At 66.1% G+C, this 20665-nt stretch carries 22 protein-coding genes; 11 read left to right on the plus strand and 11 right to left on the minus strand.

Going from position 1 to position 20665, the window contains the following annotated elements; all coding sequences use genetic code 11:
• Window positions 1-75: 75 nt before the first annotated feature.
• Complete coding sequence (locus EL249_RS10890) at window positions 76-1308, minus strand: pyridoxal phosphate-dependent aminotransferase (RefSeq protein ID WP_005672401.1); 1233 nt, start codon at window positions 1306-1308, stop codon at window positions 76-78.
• Between the two features lie 126 nt (window positions 1309-1434).
• Here EL249_RS10890 and EL249_RS10895 point away from each other — a divergent pair, with 126 nt between their 5' ends.
• From EL249_RS10895 to EL249_RS10910, 4 genes are all read left to right on the plus strand, one after another.
• Window positions 1435-1809, plus strand: coding sequence for an Mth938-like domain-containing protein (locus EL249_RS10895; RefSeq protein ID WP_005672399.1), 375 nt, complete (start codon window positions 1435-1437; stop codon window positions 1807-1809).
• A gap of 58 nt (window positions 1810-1867) precedes the next feature.
• Window positions 1868-2383: a peroxiredoxin gene (locus tag EL249_RS10900; protein WP_005672396.1), complete on the plus strand. Its 516-nt coding sequence runs from the start codon at window positions 1868-1870 to the stop codon at window positions 2381-2383.
• Window positions 2384-2431: 48 nt separating this feature from the next.
• Window positions 2432-4324 (plus strand): PhoH family protein, encoded by a 1893-nt coding sequence (locus tag EL249_RS10905; protein ID WP_005672394.1) that lies wholly within the window; start codon window positions 2432-2434, stop codon window positions 4322-4324.
• A gap of 178 nt (window positions 4325-4502) precedes the next feature.
• Window positions 4503-5648: an acyltransferase family protein gene (locus EL249_RS10910; protein ID WP_005672392.1), complete on the plus strand. Its 1146-nt coding sequence runs from the start codon at window positions 4503-4505 to the stop codon at window positions 5646-5648.
• A 69-nt stretch (window positions 5649-5717) separates the two neighbouring features.
• Here EL249_RS10910 and dnaB read toward each other — a convergent pair whose 3' ends face one another.
• From dnaB to EL249_RS10950, 8 genes are all read right to left on the minus strand, one after another.
• Window positions 5718-7076, minus strand: coding sequence for a replicative DNA helicase (gene dnaB / locus EL249_RS10915; RefSeq protein ID WP_005672391.1), 1359 nt, complete (start codon window positions 7074-7076; stop codon window positions 5718-5720).
• Window positions 7077-7303: 227 nt separating this feature from the next.
• On the minus strand, window positions 7304-7759 hold the full coding sequence (rplI, locus tag EL249_RS10920) for a 50S ribosomal protein L9 (protein ID WP_040530570.1): 456 nt from the start codon (window positions 7757-7759) through the stop codon (window positions 7304-7306).
• Between the two features lie 70 nt (window positions 7760-7829).
• Window positions 7830-8105, minus strand: coding sequence for a 30S ribosomal protein S18 (gene rpsR, locus EL249_RS10925; RefSeq protein ID WP_005672388.1), 276 nt, complete (start codon window positions 8103-8105; stop codon window positions 7830-7832).
• Between the two features lie 23 nt (window positions 8106-8128).
• Window positions 8129-8464, minus strand: coding sequence for a primosomal replication protein N (gene priB, locus EL249_RS10930; protein ID WP_050781773.1), 336 nt, complete (start codon window positions 8462-8464; stop codon window positions 8129-8131).
• Between the two features lie 39 nt (window positions 8465-8503).
• The gene (gene rpsF / locus EL249_RS10935) at window positions 8504-8893 is read right to left on the minus strand and encodes a 30S ribosomal protein S6 (protein ID WP_005672384.1); all 390 of its coding nucleotides are present in this window, start codon (window positions 8891-8893) and stop codon (window positions 8504-8506) included.
• Window positions 8894-9005: 112 nt separating this feature from the next.
• Window positions 9006-9302 carry an acyl-CoA-binding protein gene (locus EL249_RS10940; protein WP_005672383.1) on the minus strand — a complete coding sequence of 99 codons (297 nt, stop codon included), beginning with the start codon at window positions 9300-9302 and terminating at the stop codon, window positions 9006-9008.
• Between the two features lie 317 nt (window positions 9303-9619).
• Entirely contained in the window at window positions 9620-10225 is a 606-nt protein-coding gene (locus EL249_RS10945; protein ID WP_083799436.1) for a hypothetical protein, read from the minus strand.
• Complete coding sequence (locus EL249_RS10950) at window positions 10222-11139, minus strand: sugar phosphate nucleotidyltransferase (protein WP_005672382.1); 918 nt, start codon at window positions 11137-11139, stop codon at window positions 10222-10224. The genes EL249_RS10945 and EL249_RS10950 overlap by 4 nt, the downstream gene beginning before the upstream one ends.
• Window positions 11140-11368: 229 nt before the next feature.
• On the opposite strand from EL249_RS10950, the gene EL249_RS10955 reads away from it, so the two are divergent.
• Window positions 11369-12466 carry an autotransporter outer membrane beta-barrel domain-containing protein gene (locus EL249_RS10955; protein WP_126348219.1) on the plus strand — a complete coding sequence of 366 codons (1098 nt, stop codon included), beginning with the start codon at window positions 11369-11371 and terminating at the stop codon, window positions 12464-12466.
• 109 nt (window positions 12467-12575) lie between these two features.
• On the opposite strand, the gene pncB is transcribed toward EL249_RS10955, so the two are convergent.
• Window positions 12576-13811 carry a nicotinate phosphoribosyltransferase gene (gene pncB / locus EL249_RS10960; protein ID WP_050782026.1) on the minus strand — a complete coding sequence of 412 codons (1236 nt, stop codon included), beginning with the start codon at window positions 13809-13811 and terminating at the stop codon, window positions 12576-12578.
• A 91-nt stretch (window positions 13812-13902) separates the two neighbouring features.
• Between pncB and fdxA the strand changes: the two genes are divergently transcribed.
• The 5 genes from fdxA (at window position 13903) to EL249_RS10985 (ending at window position 17974) form a co-directional block, all read left to right on the plus strand.
• Entirely contained in the window at window positions 13903-14226 is a 324-nt protein-coding gene (gene fdxA / locus EL249_RS10965; RefSeq protein WP_005672377.1) for a ferredoxin FdxA, read from the plus strand.
• 226 nt (window positions 14227-14452) lie between these two features.
• The gene (locus EL249_RS10970; protein ID WP_005672376.1) at window positions 14453-15199 is read left to right on the plus strand and encodes an RnfABCDGE type electron transport complex subunit B; all 747 of its coding nucleotides are present in this window, start codon (window positions 14453-14455) and stop codon (window positions 15197-15199) included.
• On the plus strand, window positions 15196-15876 hold the full coding sequence (gene nth / locus EL249_RS10975) for an endonuclease III (protein ID WP_005672375.1): 681 nt from the start codon (window positions 15196-15198) through the stop codon (window positions 15874-15876). Before EL249_RS10970 ends, nth begins: the two co-directional genes overlap by 4 nt.
• Before the next feature lie 157 nt (window positions 15877-16033).
• Entirely contained in the window at window positions 16034-16549 is a 516-nt protein-coding gene (locus tag EL249_RS10980; RefSeq protein ID WP_005672374.1) for a DUF1841 family protein, read from the plus strand.
• Window positions 16550-16711: 162 nt separating this feature from the next.
• Window positions 16712-17974, plus strand: a complete 1263-nt coding sequence (locus tag EL249_RS10985; RefSeq protein WP_040530558.1) for a bifunctional alpha/beta hydrolase/OsmC family protein — start codon at window positions 16712-16714, stop codon at window positions 17972-17974.
• A gap of 53 nt (window positions 17975-18027) precedes the next feature.
• On the opposite strand, the gene ybaK is transcribed toward EL249_RS10985, so the two are convergent.
• Window positions 18028-18513, minus strand: a complete 486-nt coding sequence (ybaK, locus tag EL249_RS10990; protein ID WP_005672372.1) for a Cys-tRNA(Pro) deacylase — start codon at window positions 18511-18513, stop codon at window positions 18028-18030.
• A 294-nt stretch (window positions 18514-18807) separates the two neighbouring features.
• Here ybaK and EL249_RS10995 point away from each other — a divergent pair, with 294 nt between their 5' ends.
• Entirely contained in the window at window positions 18808-20652 is a 1845-nt protein-coding gene (locus tag EL249_RS10995; protein WP_126348221.1) for a hypothetical protein, read from the plus strand.
• Window positions 20653-20665 lie beyond the last annotated feature (13 nt).

Raw genomic sequence — 20665 nt, forward strand, 5'->3', positions numbered from 1 at the left:
CGATGGAATGACTCCTAGTTCTTTCTGTCCTGTGCAGCGGGCCTGCCTGCCGACAGCGCCCGCCTTTCGTTGTCGTCAGCCGACCCGGCCGTGGCGCGAGCGATAGTCGGCCAGGAAGCGATCGATGCGCCGCAAGGCCTCGGTCAGGTCGTCGGAATTGGGCAGGAACACGACGCGGAAGTGGTCGTGCTCCGGCCAGTTGAAGCCGGTGCCCTGCACCAGCAGCACCCGCTCGCGTTCCAGCAGCTGCAGGATGAAGCGCTGGTCGTCCTCGATCGGATACATCTGCGGATCAAGGCGCGGGAAGAGATAGAGGGCCGCGCGCGGCTTGTAGCAGCTCACGCCCGGAATGCTAGTGATCATCTCCCAGGCCAGATCGCGCTGGCGCGCCAGCCGCCCGCCGGGCTGCACCAGCTCGTTGATGCTCTGGTAGCCGCCCAGCGCGGTCTGGATGCCCAGCTGGCCGGGCACGTTGGCGCACAGCCGCATGGAAGCCAGCATGTTCAGACCTTCCAGATAGTCGGCCGCGCCGCGCTTGTCGCCCGAGATGATCATCCAGCCGGCCCGATAGCCGCAGGCGCGGTAGTTCTTGGACAGGCCGTTCATGGTGATGCACAGCACGTCATCGGCCAGCGAGGCGATGGAGGTGTGCGTGGCACCGTCGTAGAGGATCTTGTCGTAGATCTCGTCGGCAAAGACGATCAGGTCGTGCTGGCGGGCGATCTCCAGGATCTCCTTCAGCAGGTCGTCCGGATACAGCGCGCCGGTGGGGTTGTTGGGGTTGATGATGACGATGGCGCGCGTGCGCTCGGTGATCTTGGCGCGGATGTCGTCCAGATCGGGCAGCCAGCCTGCCCCCTCGTCGCACATGTAGTGCACGGCCGAGCCCCCCGAGAGGCTGACCGCCGCCGTCCACAGCGGGTAGTCAGGGGTGGGCACCAGCACCTCGTCGCCCGTGTCCAGCAGCGCGTTGAGCGACAGCACGATCAGCTCGCTGACGCCGTTGCCGATGTAGATGTCATCGACCGTGACGCCGCGGATGCCCTTGAGCTGCGAGTAGTGCATGACGGCCTTGCGCGCCGAGAAAAGGCCCTTGGAATCCGAATAGCCGGAGGCATCAGCCAGGTTGGCCATGATGTCCTGGCGCACCTCGTCGGGCGCATCGAAGCCGAAAGGCGCCATGTTGCCGATGTTGAGCTTGATGATGCGCTGGCCGTCCTCCTCCATCTGCCGGGCCCGGGCCAGCACCGGTCCGCGAATGTCGTAGCAGACGTTGGCCAGCTTGGCAGACTTGTGGATGGTCTTCATGATGACTGCGGGCACCGTGAAAGGTGCGGTACTATGGGAATGACCGCATAATGTACACCGGCTGCGGCCCATCCCGCACCTGCGCATCACCGTCGGCAGGTTTCAGCCCGCCCGCCGGCCCCATCCATGAAACTGCACCCCGACCACCACGACGATCTCAACGCCATCACCGCCTACGGTACCGGCTGGGTGGAAGTCAACGGGGCAAGGCACGAAGGGCCGCTGCTGCTGCGCCCGCAGGGTCCGGTGCAGCCCTGGTCTATCGACGGTCTGGCGGCACTCACACCCGACATGCTGCTGGCGCTGGCCGAGCCGCGCCCGGAAGTCATCCTGCTGGGCACCGGCCCACGCCTGCAGTTTCCGCCGCCGTCGTTCTCACGCCCACTGTTGCAGGCCGGCATCGGCCTGGAGACCATGGACTCGGTGGCCGCGTGCCGTACCTACAACATCCTGATGGCCGAAGGCCGCCAGGTCCTGCTCGCCCTGGTGACTGCGCCCTGATTGTCGGCGCCCCTCCCACCTGCGGCCCCTGCCCCTCGAATTCCTGATTCTCTCACTCATGCAAACATCCTCCGCGCCTGCCCACGCCCCCGTCCTGAAGATCGGCCAGAAGGTGCCCGACTTCACGGCAGAGACCACGGCCGGCCCCCTGAACTTCAACGAACTGAACGGTCGGATGGTGGTGCTCTACTTCTACCCGAAGGACAGCACCCCGGGCTGCACGAACGAAGCCAGCGACTTTGCCGCGGCCTGGCAGGACTTCCTCACCGCTGGCGCCGAGGTGTACGGCATCTCGCGCGACAGCCTGAAAAGCCACGCCAACTTCCGTCAGAAGCTGGAGCTGCCCTTTGCGCTGGTCAGCGACCCCGATGAGGCGCTCTGCACGCTGTTCGACGTCATCAGACTGAAGAACATGTATGGCAAGCAGGTGCGTGGCATTGAGCGCTCCACCTTCCTCATCAACCGCGCCGGCGTGCTGGTCAAGGAATGGCGCAAGGTGAAGGTCCCCGGCCATGTGGCCGAGGTGCTGGCCGCCGTCCGGGAGCTTCACGACTCGCCCTCCCACGCCTTCTGATACTCCGACCCTTTTCCACGGCCAGGGCCATTGCCCGCCGCCTGTCCCATGCCGCTACCCAAAGCCCCCACCACCCGAGGTGAACGCCTCGACATCAAGGCTGCCTCGCGCAACAAGGCCAAGCTGCCGGCCAGCCGCCGCAAAAAGAGCGCAACCGCCCAGGCCGAGGCCAACCCGGCCCTGGAACTTGCCCTCGACCCGGTTGCCACCCCCGTGGCTGAAGCCGTGTCCCCCGCGGTTGCCACGGCAAGCCAAGGCCGGGATGCCGGCAAGGAACGCGCTGCGGGCAAGACTGGCGGTTGCACCCAGACCTCGGCCCCGGTCAGCAGCCCTGCGGCATCAGCCACAGGTGCCGCACAGCCGGCAGCAGGCACCCGGCCCGGCGTCGAGGGACGTCCCGCTCAGGGCAGCACCCAGACGGCCGCGCTGCTCAGCGCACCGCCTGCGGGTAGCACGCCCGATGCCGCATCCGGCACGACACGGCCAGACGCCACGGTGGCGCCCTTCGCCCCCGCACGGCACGCACGTCGGCACCGCGCCCCGGGCACCGAGGCGGCGACCCACAAGCTGTTCGTGCTGGACACCAACGTGCTGATGCACGATCCCACCGCCCTCTTCCGCTTCCAGGAGCACGACGTGTTCCTGCCGATGATCACGCTGGAAGAGCTGGACGATCACAAGCGCGGCATGAGCGAGGTCTCGCGCCACGCCCGCCAGGTCAGCCGCAGCCTGGACGAGCTGCTGGCCGGCATCGAGGGCAGCATCGAGCAGGGCATCCCGCTGGACCGGCTGGGCCATTCCGACGCCACCGGGCGGCTCTTCCTGCAGACCCGCGTGCTGGAAGCGCCCTTGCCCGAAGCCCTGCCTCCCGGCAAGGCCGACAACCGCATCCTGTCGGTGACGGCCGCCCTGCGCCAGGTCTTTCCCGAGCGGCAGGCGGTGCTGGTGTCCAAGGACATCAACATACGCATCAAGGCCCGTTCGCTGGGCCTGCCGGCCGAGGACTACTTCAACGACCAGGTCACCGACGACCTGGACCTGCTCTACAGCGGTTCGCTGGCCCTGCCGGCCGATTTCTGGCAGACCCATGGCAAGGACATGGAGTCCTGGCAGGACGGCGGCATGACCTACTACCGCATCCGCGGCCCGCTGGTGTCTTCCATGCTGCTCAACCAGTTCGTGTACCTGGAAGACGATGGCGGCACACCGCTGTTTGCCCAGGTGCGGGAACGCGAAGGCGACCAGGCCGTGCTGCGTGTGGTGCGGGACTACACCCAGGCACGCCACGCCATCTGGGGCATCACCGCCCGCAACCGCGAGCAGAACTTTGCCCTGAACCTGCTGCTGGATCCGGACATCGACTTCGTGACGCTGCTGGGCCAGGTCGGCACCGGCAAGACGCTGCTGGCACTCACCGCGGGTCTGGCGCAGACGCTGGACCAGAAGCGCTTCACCGAGATCATCATGACCCGCGCCACCGTGCCGGTGGGCGACGACATCGGCTACCTGCCCGGTACCGAGGAAGAGAAGATGCAGCCCTGGATGGGCGCCCTGGAAGACAACCTGGAGGTGCTCAACCGCGGCAGTGCCGGTGGCGAATGGGGGCGTGCCGCGGCGGCCGATCTCATCCGCTCGCGCATCCGGGTGAAGTCGATGTCCTTCATGCGCGGCCGCACCTTCAACAACAAGTACCTGATCATCGACGAGGCGCAGAACCTCACGCCCAAGCAGATGAAGACGCTGGCCACCCGCGCGGGCCCCGGCACCAAGGTGGTCTGTCTGGGCAACATCGCCCAGATCGACACGCCCTACCTCACCGAGGCCTCGTCGGGCCTCACCTACGTGGTGGAGCGTTTCAAGGGCTGGAAGCACGGCGGGCACCTGACGCTGCAGCGCGGTGAGCGCTCGCGGCTGGCAGACTTTGCGGCAGATGTGCTCTAACCCGGGGCAGCGGATACGCTGCCTGTTGCGGGGATCGACTCCGGAAGCGGAACAAGTGCACACGCGTTGAGGCACATCCTGCCGACGGAGCCGGAATTCCTCACACTCGGACTGGATTGGCGAGTGACATGAAAACAACACTTTCCTAAGATGGGCGCTCCATTCGGAGCCCCACCCCATGGCAAGTATCCTGCGCTCTCACCCCGCCGGTCAGGTCCCGCAATCGGCCCAGCCCGCCCGTGCCGACAAGACCCTCTACTCGCTGCAGGCGCTGCGCTTCATCGCGGCCGCGCTGGTGGTCATCAGCCACATCCGCAACGAAGTGGGACTCACCCCCTTCGGCAGCAGTGGCGTCGACATCTTCTTCGTCATCTCGGGCTTCATCATCTACTACGTCACCCGGGACGGTGCGCCGCAGTTCTTCACCCGCCGGCTGATCCGCATCGTGCCGCTGTACTGGCTGGGCACGCTGGCCCTGGCCGCCATCGCGCTGAAAGCGCCCGGCATGCTCAACCACACCAGCCTGGACGCCGACAAGCTGCTGGGCTCGCTCTTCTTCATCCCCGTGTGGAACGAGAGCATCCAGTACCACATGCCGCTGCTGACGCTGGGGTGGTCGCTGAACTACGAGATCCTCTTCTATCTGGTGTTCTTCATCGCCCTGAAGATCTCGCACCAGCACCGCCTGCTCATCAGCTCGCTGCTGCTGGTGTCCCTGACGGCGGTGCATCCCTACGCCGCCCCGGAATCTGCACTGGCCTTCTGGAGCGATGCCTACGTCGTCGAGTTCATCTACGGCATGCTGCTGGCCCAGCTGCTCTCCAGCACCCGCTTCATTGAGCACGCCAGACTGCCGATGCTGGCCGCCGCGGCCGGTCTGGCGCTCTACACCTGGGCGCTGCTGCCCGACACGGGTCTGGTCACGCAGGAAATGGCGCTGGACAAATGGGTGCGCGTGGTGGTCATCGGCCTGCCCAGTACTGCGCTGGTGGTGCTGACGCTGGCCTGCGAGCAGGCCTTCCGCAAGCTGGGCCAGCCCGCCAAGGCCACCATCGACTTCCTGGGTGAGCTGTCCTACCCCATCTACATCTTCCACATCTACGTAATGGGGGCCGTCAAGCGCCTGGGCGCACTGCAGTTCAGCCTGCCCGTCTACACGGCAATCGTGTTTGCCGCCACACTGACGGTGGCCGCCGCAGTGTACGTACTGTACGAGAAACCGGTTCGCGCCTTCCTGAGCCGCCACCTGCTGCACGGCAAGGGCGGCAACAAGGACAAGGGTCGCCACCACCCGCCGCAGGCTGCCATGCCTCTGGCAAGCTGAACGATCAGCCAGCGGTGACGGATTTGCGGGGGCCTTCCCGCTGCACGGGCGCGGAGCCGCCCCAGCGCCTCAGCCCGCGGCGAAGTTCTCGAACTTGGTGTACTGGCCCTGGAAGGCCAGCGTGACGGAGCCGATCGGGCCGTTACGCTGCTTGCCGATGATGATCTCGGCCATGCCCTTGGTTTCGGCGTCAGGGTCGTAGCGATCGTCACGGTGGATGAAGAAGATCACGTCGGCATCCTGCTCGATCGAGCCCGATTCGCGCAGGTCACTCATGATGGGCTTCTTGTCCTGGCGCTTTTCCACCTCCCGCGAGAGCTGCGACAGCGCGATGACGGGACACTTCAGCTCCTTGGCCAGCGACTTCAGCGCCCGCGAGATCTCACCCACCTCGGTGGCGCGGTTCTCGCGGCCGCCCGGGTTGGCACCCGTCATCAGCTGCAGGTAGTCGATGACGATGAGCCCCAGGTGGCCGTACTGACGCGCCAGGCGTCGGGCACGGGCCCGCAGCTCGAAGGGATTGAGCGCCGGCGTCTCGTCGATGAACATCGGCGCATCCTGCATCTTGCCCATGGCATCGGTCAGCCGGATGAAGTCGTCCTCGGTCAGCCGGCCGGTACGCAGCCGCTGCTGATCGATGCGCCCCGTGGAGCCGATCAGACGCATCACCAGCTGCTCGGCGCCCATCTCCATACTGAAGACCGCCACCGGCAGCTTCTCGTGCACGGCCACGTGCTCGCCAATGTTGAGCGCGAAGGCCGTCTTACCCACCGACGGGCGGGCCGCCACGATGATCAGGTCGCCAGGCTGCATACCGGAGGTCATCCGGTCCAGGTCCACGAAACCGGTGGCAATGCCGGTGATCTCGCTGGGGTTGTCGCGGTTGTAGAGTTCGTCGATGCGCTGGAAGACCTTGCCCGACAGCGGACCGATGTGCTGGAAGTCGTTGCGCTTCTTGCCGCTGTCCTCGGCAATCTTGAACATCTCGGCCTCAGCCGCGTCCAGCACCTCGTTCACCGGACGCCCCTGGGCGTTGAAGGCCTCGGTGGCGATCTGGTCGGAGACGGCAATCAGCCGACGCAGCACGGCACGGTCACGCACCATCTCGGCGTAGTGGCGGATGTTGCTGGCCGAGATGACGGCATTGGACAGCATCGCCAGGTACTGCTCGCCGCCGGCATCCTCCAGCCGGCCGGACTGCTGCAGCGCGTCCTTCACGGTCAGCGCATCGGCCGGTCGGCCGGCACGCAGCAGGTTGGAGATGTGCTGCCATATCATCCGGTGATCATGCCGATAGAAGTCATCATCGGTGATGATGTCAGCAATGTCTTCCCAGGTGCCGTTGTTCAGCAGCAGCCCGCCCAGCACCGATTGCTCGGCCTCGATCGAATGCGGCGGCAGCCGCAGTTGTGCAATCTCGCTATCCATGAAATGCAAGCCTTTCGGTGACGGAAGAAGCCGGAAACGGCCCCGGACAGGGGAACCCGGACACACAAAAATCAAAGCGGGGCGACCCCGCCAAGGGACGCCCCGCTTTTCTGTACGGCTGGATGGTCATGGACCTGAACAGGCCTCATGACCATCGATGAGGCCTCAGGCCGACCTGCCGGGGCAAGCGCCCCGGAAACTGGCCAGGCATGGGCCTGACACGGCGATCAGGCCGTCTCGCCCACCACGTTGATGGTGATGTCGACCAGCACGTCGGTGTGCAGGGCAACCTGCACCGGGTGCTCGCCGATGGTCTTGATGTGACCTTCCGGCATGCGGATCATGGACTTCTGCACGCTGGCGAAGCCGGCCTTGTGCAGGGTCTCGGCCACGTTGGCGTTGGTGACCGAACCGAACAGGCGGCCATCGACGCCGGCCTTCTCGTTCAGCGAGAACTGGCGACCGGCCAGCTTTTCGCCTTCAGCCTGGGCTGCGGCCAGCTTCTCGGCCTGCAGGCGCTCCAGCTCGGCACGACGGGCCTCGAACTCGGCCACGGCGGCCTGGGTGGCACGACGGGCCTTGCCCTGCGGGATCAGGAAGTTGCGGGCATAGCCATCCCGGACGCGGACGACATCGCCCAGCTGACCGAGGTTGACGACTTTCTCAAGCAAAATAATCTGCATCATGTGCTCCTGCCGGGTCGCGCACCGCCATCACGGAGATGGCAGCAGGTTGCGGCCCCGCGATGGGGTATCAGTGGTTGTCGGTGTAGGGCATCAGGGCCAGGAAGCGAGCACGCCGGATGGCGACGCCCAGCTGACGCTGATAGTGAGCACGGGTGCCGGTGAGGCGCGCAGGAATGATCTTGCCCTGCTCGGTCACGAAGTCCTTCAGCGTGTCGACATCCTTGTAGTCGATCCATTCCACCTTCTCGGCCGTGAAGCGGCAGAACTTCTTGCGCTTGAACAGGGCGGACTGGGCGGGACGTTTGGGTTTGCGGTCTTTGCTGCCGCGACGGAAACCAACCATGATGAAACCTCTTGAGTGTTTGTTCAGTACTGATCGATGCGTGTCAGGTGCAGGCAGACGATGCGGGTGCTCTTGCGGGCCTGGGCCAGGAAACCGCTGACGCTCAACCGGGTGCCAGGGTCGATCTCGACCAGCCGGTGGGCCACGTCACCAATGGCGACGGCCTGGACCCGAAGGTTGACGCGACGGTCGATGCCGGCTTCGGGCAGGATGGATTCGTGGGTGAGCACGCATTCCACCACCGGAACGCCCGACAGGTTGTAGCGCAGCGTCTCGCGCTCCGAGAGGATGGCGGTCAGCTCCAGATGATTTCGGGCCGGAGCGGATGCTTCCGGATGATCATCGGCCGGGGCTGGCACCGCTAGGTCTCGGGCTGCCTGCTGCACACGCGCTGCCGATTACTCGGCTGCCTTGCCTTCGGCCGCTGCAGGGGCCTCGGAGCTGCCCGCCTTGCGGGACTCTTCCTTCTGCAGACGCTTGCTCATGACGGACGGGCCGGTCTCGGCCTTGTCCATCCGCACCACCAGGTGGCGCAGCACGGCGTCGTTGAAGCGGAAGGCATTCTCGATCTCGCCCAGCGTGTGCTGGTCGCACTCGACGTTCATCAGCACGTAGTGCGCCTTGCCGATCTTCTGAATGGGATAGGCGAGTTGCAGCCGGCCCCAGTCCTCGACCCGGTGCATCTTGCCGTTGGCGCCTTCGACCATCTGCTTGTAACGGTCGATCATTGCAGGCACTTGTTCGCTCTGGTCCGGATGGACCATGAAGACGATTTCATAATGTCGCATGGATTACCCTTCTGGATTTCCGTGGGAAGAAAGCCACCGGCCCGGCTTGCACCGACACCGTGTGGCAAGGAACCCGTGATGATATCCGGTATCCGGGGAAAACCCAAACGCTCTAGACGGCTCCCAGCAACTGTCGATATTTCAGGCGCCCGGCCTCGGCGATGTACTCGGACATGGCGTCCTCACGCGCCAGGCCCGACAGGGCCTGCCAGGCATCCCAGCGCGAGCGGGCCTCGAAGTCGGAGAACCCCGGACGGGCGCCCGAGGCGTTGCCGGACGTGGCCTGCATGAAGAGCGCGTACAGGCGCAGCTGCATGATGCGCCCAGGCGGCACGCTCAGGTCGTGCACATCCTGCTGCGCCTTGCGAAACGCGTCCTCCAGGCTGGACATGACGTAACCTCCGGTCATGCGATGTCCGCTCCTTGAATGATGATCGATCACTGTGCGGCCGTCTTTCGAGCACCTGCAACCGGCGCCCGGCGGACAGGAAAGACAGGCCACGCAGACAATGGCGGTGTCGACCTTCCGGCCGGCCGCCACCTCCTCGGACATCCTACGTCCGGCGCGGCGGCGTGCCGATTGGGGATATCCCCTGTTTGTTGTAGGTCTGTCTCATTTACCCGACCGCCCTGCCCGCTGACTGCTGCCCGCTGACTGCTGCCCGCTGACTGCTGCCCGCTGACTGCTGCCTGCTGCCTGCTGACCTCCGGCCCGGGCCCGGCCGCTCAGCGCTGGCTCAGCGGCAGCCGCAGGAAGATCTCCCAATCGGCCACGCGGTCCAGCGTGCGGACCCCGGCGCGCGGCCGCACCCCCACCAGCGTGTCGAAGCGGATCCGCGCCAGCTCAGGGTCGATGGGCGTGTCGCGCACCTGCTGCCGGCGCCGCTCCTCGGTCCACTCGCCGTAGGCCAGGCTCACATGGGGCGCAAAGGCCGGCGGCCGGGTGTCCCAGGCCGGCCCCAGCGCCCCGTGCAACGCTCGCACCTGCGCCGCCAGGGCCTGCCGCTCGGCCTGGCTGGGGGCCATGCGCAGATGGAAGGCCCGAAAGAAATGCGGATCGTGCCCCAGCCCCACCGTGTTCAGCGTCAGGGGCTGCAGCCCCTCGTCGGCCGCCCCTGCCCGGCCAGGCGCAACCACGGCAGCAGCCAGTCGCACCCGAACGTCCGGCACGTCCACGCCCTCCGGCAGCGTGGACAGCGCCAGTGTCAGATGCGGCTCGAACACCGGGCCACCGTGCAGTGCCGCCAGCGCGCCGATCCAGCGCGACAGCCGCTCATGCCGCCCGGCCTCCGGCACCAACCACCAGGCGCAGGGGATGCCCGCGACCGTCATCGCCCGCCGTCCGCCGGATGCGGCGTCAGCCCATCCCAGACACCGGGGAAGGCTGCGGCCGCCGTGATGCCGGCGGGCTCACCGATGTCCAGAAAACGTCCCTGGGGAAAATAGACGCTGTTGACGTGCAGCCCCGCCCGGATGGCCGCCGAGATGACGGCACCCACCGGCCACTCGGGGGCCTTGCCGGCGGGGTCGGCCGCGATGCGGGCACGCGCCACCTCGGCCAGCCGCTCGCATTCTTCCCGCAGGAAGGCCGAGAAGCGCCCGTTCCAGACCGCGAACATCCAGCAGGTGTAGTGATCGGGCCGATTCGGCCGCTCTTCCTTGGTCTCCAGCCCCAGCACGCGGCCGCTCGCTTCATCCAGGGTGATCACATCGCCCGGCTCGCGAGCGGTGGCATCGAACAGCCCCAGCACCACATCGGCGCCGGTCTCGGCCTGGCGTGCCAGCAACGGCGTGAACGAATCCACCGGGTCGATCAGGATGTCGGGAAAGCCGAACACCACGTCGGCATCCCCAATGAAAGGCACGGCCTGCGACAGCGAGAACGGTGGCCCCCAGGGCAGACGTGCCTGCAGATAGGCAAAGTCCATGCCCAGCCGGCTGCCGTCGCCATAGTAGTCGGCAATGTCGCCCTTGCCCGGGCGCGTGATGAAGAACACCTGCTGCGCACCGGCCAGCCGCATCCGCTCCAGCAGGTACTGCGACACCGGCTTGGGCTTGCGGTCGGCGCCTTCGCTGGCGTGCTGGAAGCCCACCGGCACCAGCTCCTTGCTGAAGGGCAAGGGCGCCAGCCGCGTGCCACGCCCGGCCGCCGGGATCAGGCCCACCAGCCGCTTCGCCGCTTTTCCGACACCCGCCTCACCCGCTGTGGCGCGGGAACTGCGGACTGCATCCTGAGATGTTTCCATTTCGATACACGCAACCTTCTATTGATACAAAGGACGAACAAAAGACGGACAATGAGATACCGGACCGATCAGGGGCCAGTTCGTGACCACTCGTCCGTCCGGGGATGGATCGAACGATGTTTTCCAGAAGAATCATGCCTCACGGGTTTCCTCCTTCCCGGAGAGCAATCCTCGGGGCACCGTCGGCACCCTGAAACATCGTCGCAACGTCTATTTGCGTGCAGCAATCATGTGGTCCCCTGTCACAAACCCGCGTCGTCTGCCGGCCTTCGCCGCCCGCCGGGCACAGTTTACCGGACGACCGATCCTCGCCCTCTCGATGGCGGCGCTGCTGACGCTCCCTGCCCTGGCCCAGGCCAGCAACGAGATGTCCGGCGGCATCTGCCGCAAGGCCTCGGAATCCTTCCTGGATCAGGCCCAGGGCGGCATCCAGACCCACATGGCGCAGATCCGCACCCGCCAGAAGCAACTGGCGCGTGCCAGCAGCCGTGACGTGCCGCGCTTTCACAACCAGCTGCAGCTCTCCGACAAGATCAGCGGCAACATCCCGCTGGCCACGCGCGGCCTGCAACCCGGCACGGCACGCCTGCTCAACAGCGCGCCGGGCAAGACCAATGTCTACGTGCGCGGCACGCTCTACAGCATCAACAACAGCAGCGGCCTGGGGCTGACCACGCCGGGCACCATCGTCGGCAGCGACCAGCAGGTCAACGAGGAAGTGGCCATCGGCTTCGCCGCGGGGCGCATTGCCACCCGCAAGGCCTCCGGCACCGTCCTGTCGGCCTACATGTCGCTGCAGCCGATGCGCGCCGTGATGTTCGACATGAGCGTCTCGCTGGGCATGCATCGGGCACGACGCGACTTCCTGCAGTCCTATGCCGGCACCGGCCTGGGCGTCTCGGGCATGTCGCAGGCCATCAGCCTGGAGCTGAACCGCCAGCCCGAGACCTTCCATGGCTGGAGCTTCTCGCCCTACAGCCGCTACGATCTGGTGGCCACGCAACTGGATGCCACCCAGCTGGACGGTCGTGGCGCGCACAGCAACCGCTCGCTGTCCAGCCTGTCGCTGGGCAGCGTGATGGAAACCGACTGGTTCGGCACCTTCGGGCCGATCCAGCCCCGGCTGCAGGTGGAAGTGCGCCATCAGGTCACCGACGGCAACGGTACCGTCAAGCAGCGCTACAAGACGCACGGCATCATTGGCCTGGGTCTCACCTCGCGGCTGTCGCGCGAGATGGCCACCTTTGCCGAGAGCCGCTATGCGGCCGAATCGGGCAGTGCCACGCCCGAAAGCCTGCTGATGCTGGGCGTGCGGCTCTTCTTCTAGATCTGGAGCCCCGCAATCCGGAGCCCCGCCACGGGCGCGTGCAGCCCGCGGCCGGCACACGCCCGACCGGACGGCAAGCCGCCTGAGCGCGGCGCCCGCCCCTGCTCCCTCACTCCCCGCCTGCGATGTCGGCCACGCTGCCCGGCGCCGGGGCAGGCGTGGGAATCTGCTGCGAGGAGATGTCGAACACCTTGCGCAGGTACTGCAGGTAGTCGTGGTCGGTCACCATGTTCTTGCCCGGGTCGTCGGACAGCTTGGCCACCGGCTGGCCATTGCAGCCCACCATCTTGATGACGATGGCCAGCGGCTTGTAGCCCAGGTCGTTGGTGAGGTTGGTACCGATACCGAAGCGCACCACCACCCGCTCGTGGAAGCGCCGGTACAGCGCCTTCATCAGGTCGAAGGTGAGCGAATCGGAGAACACCAGCGTCTTGGAGGCCGGATCGACCCGGTTGGCCGTGTAGTGCCGGATCAGGCGCTCGCCCCACTCGAACGGATCGCCCGAATCATGCCGTGCGCCGTCGAAGAGCTTGCAGAAGTACATGTCGAAGTCGCGCAGGAACGCATCCAGCCCGTACACGTCCGACAGCGCAATGCCCAGGTCGCCGCGGTACTCGCGCGCCCAGGTCTCGAAGGCAAAGATCTGCGAATCACGCAGCCGCGGCCCCAACGCCTGGCAGGCCTGCAGGTACTCGTGCGCCATCGTGCCCAGCGGCCGCAGCCCGTAGCGCATCGCCAGCATCACGTTCGACGTGCCAGTCAGCACATCGCCCAGCCGTTCCTTGCAGACCTGCAGCACCTCCTCCTGCCAGCGCGCCGAGAAGCGCCGGCGCGTGCCGTAGTCGGCAATGCGGATGCCCTCCATCTCCGGATCGTCCACGATGGTGGCAATCTTCTCGTCCAGCCGCCGGCGTCCCTCGTCGTAGTCCGGGTTGGGTGCCAGCCGTCGGAAATACAGCTCGTTGACGATGGCCAGCACCGGGATCTCGAAGAGGATGGTGTGCAGCCACGGCCCCTTGATGACGATATCGATCTCGCCGTTGCCCTGCGGCGCCGGTGCAACCGAGATGTACTTGCGATTCATCTGGAAAAGACCGAGAAAGTCGATGAAATCGCTCTTGAGGAAGCGGAACTGCCGCAGGTAGTCCAGCTCCTCGTCGGTGAAGCGCAGCGAGCACAGCGCCTCGATCTCGCGCTGGATGTCGTCGATGAGCGGCACCAGGTCCACGCCCTCGTTGCGGCACTTGAAGCGGTACTCCACCTGTGCCCCGGGGAAGTGATGCAGCACCACCTGCATCATCGTGAACTTGTACAGGTCAGTATCGAGTAAAGAGGCAATGATCATCGACTTTTCCATGAATTCAGGATCGCCAGACCGGCATGCAAGAGGATAAAATACTGCCCTCTTCTATCATCTTCATACCTGTCACGCTGCAATGGCCCACATCGTGCTCGATAATTGCATCCGCTGCAAATACACCGACTGCGTCGATGTATGCCCGGTGGACTGCTTCCGGGAAGGTCCCAACATGCTCGTCATCGATCCCGATGAGTGTATCGACTGTGCCGTCTGCGTGCCGGAATGCCCCGCGGAAGCCATTGTCGCCGAGGAAGACGTGCCTGGCGATCAGGAAAACTTCATCGCCATCAACGCCGAGAAGGCGCCCAACTGGCCGGCCATCACCCGCAGCAAGTCGCCGCTTGAAGACGCCGACGACTGGAACGGCACCCCCAACAAGCTGCAGTACCTGGAAGGCTGACCCTGTCGGCGGGCATTACGCCCGCCCCTGCTTTCCTGTCCCGAATGGCCATCCGGCCGACGCTCTTTCGCCTCCTCCCATCCTATCAATATATCTGAGATTGGGTAGGACTCTCATTCAGAATGACCCCTAGGGATATTGCTGGCACCCAGGCAAGGGAAAGTCGTGTTTTTTGCAACACACGGTCTGTCAAGGATTGTCCACCCATGATCACTACAATCGGACCATGGCCCCATCCCTTCAGCCGATGACCGCCGTGGCCCTGGTCGATGCCATCGACCGGCTGCTGCCCCAGACCCAGTGCCGGCGCTGCGGCTACGACGACTGCCATGCCTATGCCGGCGCCATCGCCCGCGGCGAGGCCGCCATCGATCGCTGCCCGCCGGGCGCCGACGCCACCATCCAGGCCCTGGCCAGGCTGCTCGACCAGCCGGTCGTGCCGCTGGCGGCAGACCTGGAGCCCATGCCCGTGCGGCATGTGGTCCGCATCGACCCCCTGCACTGCATCGGCTGTACCAAGTGCATCCTGGCCTGTCCGGTCGACGCCATCGTGGGCGCCCCGCGTTTTCAGCACCAGGTGCTGACCGACCGCTGCACCGGCTGCGAACTGTGCCTGCCGCCCTGCCCCACCGACTGCATTTCCCTGGTGCCACTGGCCAGCCCCTGGCAGGCATCCGATGCCCGGCTCGGCCGCCAGCACCACCAGCGCCGTGACCAGCGGCTGAAGGGCACACATGCCACCAGCCCGCGTTCCGCAGAAGATGTCTCCGCCGGGAACGGCAGCGCCGACATCACCACCGGCCATGCCGCCCCTCGGGCAGAATCCCCCACGACCGGACCGGCAGCACCCGGAACCGCAGACACCCTGCTCCGCGACCCCAACGTCGCCCTGGTCGACACCGACGAGAAGGCCCGCCGCCTGGCCGCCATCCGTGCCCGCATCCGGATGCCCCGCCCACGACCCACTGCATGAGCCCCGCAAACCGCCAGGAGATGTTCCGGCGTCTGGCCGCCGCCAATCCCGATCCCCAGTCCGAACTGGAATACGGCAGCCCCTATCAGCTGCTGGCCGCCGTGCTGCTCTCGGCCCAGGCCACCGACAAGAGCGTCAACATCGTCACCCGACGGCTCTTTCCGCTGGCCCCCACCCCGCAGGCCATGGTCGAGCTGGGGCTGGAGAACATCACCGAAGCCATCCGCACCATCGGGCTCTTCCGCAACAAGGCGAAGAACCTGCTGGCCATGAGCCAGATCCTCATCGACCAGCATGGCGGCGAAGTGCCCGATGACCGCGCCGCCCTCGAAGCCCTGCCTGGCGTCGGCCGCAAGACCGCCAACGTCGTCCTGAACGTTGCCTTCGGCCACCCCACCATCGCCGTGGACACCCACATCTTCCGGGTCTCCAACCGCACCGGCCTGGCCCCGGGCAAGAATGTCGAGGAAGTGGAGCAGAAGCTGCTGAAAGTCGTGCCCAGGGATTACCGCCAGAACGCCCATCACTGGCTCATCCTGCACGGCCGCTACATCTGCAAGGCGCGCACGCCCGAGTGCTGGCGCTGCCCCATCACGGACCTCTGCCCCTACCAGCCCAAGACCCTGCCCCCACCCCGCAAGTCGGCGCTGGACCGGGCGCCACGCTCCAAGGCATGAACCATCAGGGCACGGGACGACAGGGGATGAAGCACCGGCGCGCCCTGCCCACGCTGGCCCCCTGTCCGCACCATGCCCCACCCTCCCGCCCTGCGCCTGCCGTAACCGCCCCATAACCTCCCTGACGCAACGCCTGACCGGCCCTTCCCCTACGCCCATGCTCTTCAATCCCTCCGTCGCCGACGTGCGCCGCTACTTCTGCAACGTCTGGAAGAAACACCAGCAAGGCACCCCGCTGGAGCCCCTGGAGATGGTCGCCCTGCAATGGATCGGCCAGCACCCTGAATATCACGACGAGCTGGCTGACCTGGATCGGGCGCTGGAAGCCGACTACAGCCCCGAAGCCGGCCGCAGCAACCCCTTCCTGCACCTGTCGCTGCACCTGGCCATCAGCGAGCAGCGCGGCATCGACCAGCCCCGCGGCATCCGCCAGGCCATGGACGTGCTGGAGGCGAAGCTGGGCAGTGCCCACGACGCCGCCCACGTCGTGCAGGAATGTCTGGTCGAGGCCCTGTGGCAATCACAGCGGCACGGCCGCCCGCTGGATGGCAACGCCTACGTGAATGCCGTGCGCCAGAAAGCCGGCCTGCCCCCCATGCCACCGGACTACTCCGCCGGCCCGGGCGGATACGGCGGCGGCACGGGCGCCGGCGGCAACATCATCACCCGCTGAGCGCCACCGCAACCGCCGATCGACGGCCCAGGCGCCAGGATGCCTCGCCTGCCCGTCAGAATGCGCTTCAAGTCAGAGTTCCTTCCTTTATCCCCCAACAAAACCCTTCGGGCCGGATTGATCCGCCCCATCATGCCGGCTGTCAGCCCGGCCCTTCACATCATGACCAAGAAACACATCACCTTCCAGAATGCCAGCGGCCAGGAACTGGCGGGCATCCTGGATCTGCCCGACAACCCCTGCGCCTTCGCCCTCTTCGCCCACTGCTTCACCTGCGGCAAGGACGTCAAGGCTGCTGCCCGCATCAGCCGCGCCCTGCAGGCACGCGGCGTGGCCGTGATGCGCTTCGACTTCACCGGCCTGGGCGCCAGTGAGGGCGACTTCGCCGACAGCAACTTCACCTCCAACGTCACCGACCTGCTGGCCGCCGCCGACTTCCTGCGGCGCGAATACCAGGCGCCGGCCCTGCTGATCGGCCACAGCCTGGGCGGTGCTGCCGTGCTGGCCGCGGCCCAGGGCATTCCCGAAGCCCGTGCCGTCACCACCATCGCTGCACCGGCCGAGCCCAGCCACGTCCTGCGGCAGTTCCGCAAGGACCTGGATGCCATCCGCGCGCACGGCGAATCTGCCGTCTCGCTGGCCGGCCGCCAGTTCACCATCAAGCGCCAGTTCCTGGAAGACGTGGCCGGCCAGGACCAGGCCAGCCGCATCGCCCGACTGGGCAAGGCCCTGCTGGTCTTTCACTCACCGCAAGACGCCACGGTCGCCATCGAACAGGCCCAGAAAATCTACGAAGCCGCCCGCCACCCCAAGAGCTTCATCTCGCTGGACGGCGCCGACCACCTGCTCTCGCGCGCCGAAGACGCCGAATACGTCGCCAGCTGCATCGTCGCCTGGGCATCGCGCTACCTGGACCCTGCCGTCCAGTCCAGCAGCCCCGAACCCAAGGTCCCGGCCGTTCCCGTCAAACCCGACCTGGCCCCCGGCCATGTCCTTGTCACCGAACTGAACCACCAGTTCCTGCGTGGCCTGCAGGCCGGTCGCCATACCCTGGTGGCCGACGAACCCGAAGCCATGGGCGGCACCAACCTGGGTCCCGATCCCTACACGCTGCTGCTCTCGGCCCTGGGCACCTGCACCTCCATGACCATCCGCATGTACGCCAACCGCAAGGGCCTGCAGCTGGATGACGTGAAGGTGGAGCTGCACCATCGACGCATCACCCGGCCCGCAGCCCCGCAGGCATCGGGGGCGCCGAACGGCGCAGCCGCCGATGAGGTTGTCGACATCCTTGAGCGGGAGATCACCCTGACCGGCAACCTCACCGACGCAGAGCGCCAGCGCGTGCTGGAGATCGCCGATCGCTGCCCCGTGCACAGGACACTCACCGGCCACATCGAGATCAACACCCGATCGAAAGCCTGAAGGCAGCACCCGGGACACTGCCGGGCCCCTCGCCCGGCAGCCCGCCGCCTGCCTCACCCTTCCGTCGCCACGCTCACCGGCTGGGCCTCCAGCGCCTGCAGCCCGGCCGGCGAAATGGCCACCAGAAAGCCACGCTTGCCGCCGTTGATGTAGATCACCGGCAGATCCAGGATCGTGCGCTCCACATACACCGGCAGCCGCGTCTTCGTGCCGAACGGGCTCGTGCCTCCCACCAGATAGCCCGTCCACTTGTTGGCCTGCTTCGGGTCCGCCGGCTCGATGTGCTTCATGCCCAGCTCGCGCGCCAGGTTGCGCGTGGAAATCTGGCGATCGCCGTGCATCAGCACGATCAGCCCCTTCTTCTGCTCGTTCTCCAGCACGATGGTCTTGATGACCTGATGCTCGGGCACCCCCAGACTCTCGGCCGAATGCGCCGTGCCGCCATGCTCCACATACGGATACAGATGCGGCTCGAAATCGATATGGTGCTCGCGCAGGAAACGCACCGCCGTCGTCACCGGATAGTCTGGCTTGCTCATGCTCTCGGGTCGCAGATCGCGCCGGCCCCTGCCGGCCCACGCCTGCCGTGAACCTCCCGGACACAGTGTAGCCGGCATCCGGCCCCCCCACCGGGCCTCATGACCCCTCGCCCGCCAGGGATCCTCTGAACGGCCCTTGCGGCCGTCGCATCTCCGGAAAGCGATCAAGAAACACTTACGACCAAAACGTAAGAATTTTTAGCCAATGTTAGATTTGTCGACGCTCATTGTGTCGATATTCATAATGCTCTGCAAAACACGATCCCCACGGAGACATTTCATGAGGAAGAACCCATGAGCATCAACACTCGCCACGCCCTGCATCCCCTGGCCCTGGCCGTGACCCTGGCGCTGGCCGCCTGCGGCGGCAACCAGGACACACCCCAGACCAGCGCCCCCGGTCCGCAGACCAAGGCCGATACCGGCCTGCCGGCCACCACGCTGGACACCGCCGACACGCCGGAAGCTGCCCGGACATCCGCTTCGGGTCGTGCCACCAAGGCCGTGGCCACCGCCGACACCCCGCCCCTCTCGGAAAACCGGAAGATGCTGCGAGGCGACGTGCTGATCCAGGCGCTGCTGTCGCGCACGGCACGCCTTGACGCCCAGAACAACCCGCAGACCGCCTGGCTGTCACCCGAGACCTACACCTGGGGCTCCCTGGGCGCGGGTCAACAAGGCAGCAACCCGTCTGTTGTCCCCGTGGTGCTGGCCAACCAGGACATCCGTCCCACCGACGCGAACACCGCCGCCCTGGGTCGTCACTACTATCAGTTCGAGATCAGTCAGGGGCCCCGCCGGCTCATCAATGATCCATTGATGCTGAACATCGCCAGCCAGACACTGCGCTTCGGCCTGTCTGCCGCGGGCCTGCCCAATGGCGGCACCGGTGCGGCCCAGGCCGCCGCTGGCGCGCTGGAGATCGGCACCCAGGCTCAGGCCGAGCGAACCCCTTCAAGCGCTGATCAGGATCAGTACGCCCCCCCCACCACCACCCGGGAAACTCTGGTCGCCAAGACGGTCACGACGATTCAACCCAACGAAGTCTACGACCTGGACAAATGGAAGCATGAATGGGAAAGCTCCGATCCGGCCGCCTCCTCCCAGGCATCGGTCTTCGCGCAACCTGGTGAGAACGCCAACCAGTTTTCCACCTGCGCCCAGTTCAAGCCGAAATACACCGAATTCGAGACCCTGTGTGATGTCTGGGAAGTGCCTGCCGGCTGGAAGGCTGGTCAGCCCCTCAAGCACGTGACCCAGACATTCAGCAGGAAGCTGCACTTCGAGATAGGCGGCAGCTACGGCGAACGGAGCTGGAGCAACCGCAAGGCCCCGCAATACATCAACGCAGAGAGCCTGAAGACCACGACCGAGGCCGTGAATGACCGGGGCGTGAGCGGTGCGGTGCTGGCCGCCATGCTGGATGCCTTCACCCCCCGTGCCAAGGGCATGCAGCGCCTGCCGGCCTACGCCACAGCCAGCCTCGCTCCCTACAAACGGCCTGCCTCCAGTCTGGATCCGCAGCGTGTCTCGTTCCACCACGACAGCCGGGCCACCACCTATGCTGACGGCAGTGCCGACACGGCCACCTATTCGCCGGCCACCGGTAGCTACCTGTACGTGTTCAGCACCGGCGCATGGCTGAGCGAACAGGTACCCAACACACGCTCCCGGGACTACCCGCAGAACACGCTGGCCATTCATGTGAACGCCAACGCCCAGGGCCTGACGCTGCCCCGCTGGTCCGGCCTGAACGTCCGCGGCCGCAACTGGGAACTGAAGGCCACGCAGGTCTACGAGGGTGAACAGCTCAGCGGCGACCGTTCAGCCCTGACCATTGCCGCCAACAAGCAGATCATGTTCGGCATTCCCGTCCAGTCCTGGTACGACGAAAAGAACAATCCCTATGCCCAGGTACAGCTGATCATCCAGCAGAGCCAGCCCAACCCGCGCACCGTGGACATGTGCTGGTACGTATCCGTGTTCCTGAGCGAATTTGGCCGGTACTGCACCACATGGACGGTGCCCGAAGGCTGGACACCGGGCCAGCCCCTGCTTCCGCAGGGCTACCACGCCGAAACCGACAGGCCCAGTGACAATGGCGTCCCGACCTGGAGCACCCAGGCCAAGGGCCAGTGAGCCATGATGGGGT

Origin of the sequence: Lautropia mirabilis, assembly GCF_900637555.1 — a bacterium.
Taxonomy (GTDB): domain Bacteria; phylum Pseudomonadota; class Gammaproteobacteria; order Burkholderiales; family Burkholderiaceae_E; genus Lautropia; species Lautropia mirabilis.

What these genes read in the sequence shown, in the direction of transcription:
- EL249_RS10890 (WP_005672401.1), bottom strand. Translation starts at nt 1,308, where the DNA reads ATGAAGACCATCCACAAGTCTGCCAAGCTGGCCAACGTCTGCTACGAC.
- EL249_RS10895 (WP_005672399.1), top strand. Translation starts at nt 1,435, where the DNA reads ATGAAACTGCACCCCGACCACCACGACGATCTCAACGCCATCACCGCC.
- EL249_RS10900 (WP_005672396.1), top strand. Translation starts at nt 1,868, where the DNA reads ATGCAAACATCCTCCGCGCCTGCCCACGCCCCCGTCCTGAAGATCGGC.
- EL249_RS10905 (WP_005672394.1), top strand. Translation starts at nt 2,432, where the DNA reads ATGCCGCTACCCAAAGCCCCCACCACCCGAGGTGAACGCCTCGACATC.
- EL249_RS10910 (WP_005672392.1), top strand. Translation starts at nt 4,503, where the DNA reads ATGGCAAGTATCCTGCGCTCTCACCCCGCCGGTCAGGTCCCGCAATCG.
- dnaB (WP_005672391.1), bottom strand. Translation starts at nt 7,076, where the DNA reads ATGGATAGCGAGATTGCACAACTGCGGCTGCCGCCGCATTCGATCGAG.
- rplI (WP_040530570.1), bottom strand. Translation starts at nt 7,759, where the DNA reads ATGCAGATTATTTTGCTTGAGAAAGTCGTCAACCTCGGTCAGCTGGGC.
- rpsR (WP_005672388.1), bottom strand. Translation starts at nt 8,105, where the DNA reads ATGGTTGGTTTCCGTCGCGGCAGCAAAGACCGCAAACCCAAACGTCCC.
- rpsF (WP_005672384.1), bottom strand. Translation starts at nt 8,893, where the DNA reads ATGCGACATTATGAAATCGTCTTCATGGTCCATCCGGACCAGAGCGAA.
- EL249_RS10940 (WP_005672383.1), bottom strand. Translation starts at nt 9,302, where the DNA reads ATGACCGGAGGTTACGTCATGTCCAGCCTGGAGGACGCGTTTCGCAAG.
- EL249_RS10945 (WP_083799436.1), bottom strand. Translation starts at nt 10,225, where the DNA reads ATGACGGTCGCGGGCATCCCCTGCGCCTGGTGGTTGGTGCCGGAGGCC.
- EL249_RS10950 (WP_005672382.1), bottom strand. Translation starts at nt 11,139, where the DNA reads ATGGAAACATCTCAGGATGCAGTCCGCAGTTCCCGCGCCACAGCGGGT.
- EL249_RS10955 (WP_126348219.1), top strand. Translation starts at nt 11,369, where the DNA reads ATGTGGTCCCCTGTCACAAACCCGCGTCGTCTGCCGGCCTTCGCCGCC.
- pncB (WP_050782026.1), bottom strand. Translation starts at nt 13,811, where the DNA reads ATGATCATTGCCTCTTTACTCGATACTGACCTGTACAAGTTCACGATG.
- fdxA (WP_005672377.1), top strand. Translation starts at nt 13,903, where the DNA reads ATGGCCCACATCGTGCTCGATAATTGCATCCGCTGCAAATACACCGAC.
- EL249_RS10970 (WP_005672376.1), top strand. Translation starts at nt 14,453, where the DNA reads ATGGCCCCATCCCTTCAGCCGATGACCGCCGTGGCCCTGGTCGATGCC.
- nth (WP_005672375.1), top strand. Translation starts at nt 15,196, where the DNA reads ATGAGCCCCGCAAACCGCCAGGAGATGTTCCGGCGTCTGGCCGCCGCC.
- EL249_RS10980 (WP_005672374.1), top strand. Translation starts at nt 16,034, where the DNA reads ATGCTCTTCAATCCCTCCGTCGCCGACGTGCGCCGCTACTTCTGCAAC.
- EL249_RS10985 (WP_040530558.1), top strand. Translation starts at nt 16,712, where the DNA reads ATGACCAAGAAACACATCACCTTCCAGAATGCCAGCGGCCAGGAACTG.
- ybaK (WP_005672372.1), bottom strand. Translation starts at nt 18,513, where the DNA reads ATGAGCAAGCCAGACTATCCGGTGACGACGGCGGTGCGTTTCCTGCGC.
- EL249_RS10995 (WP_126348221.1), top strand. Translation starts at nt 18,808, where the DNA reads ATGAGCATCAACACTCGCCACGCCCTGCATCCCCTGGCCCTGGCCGTG.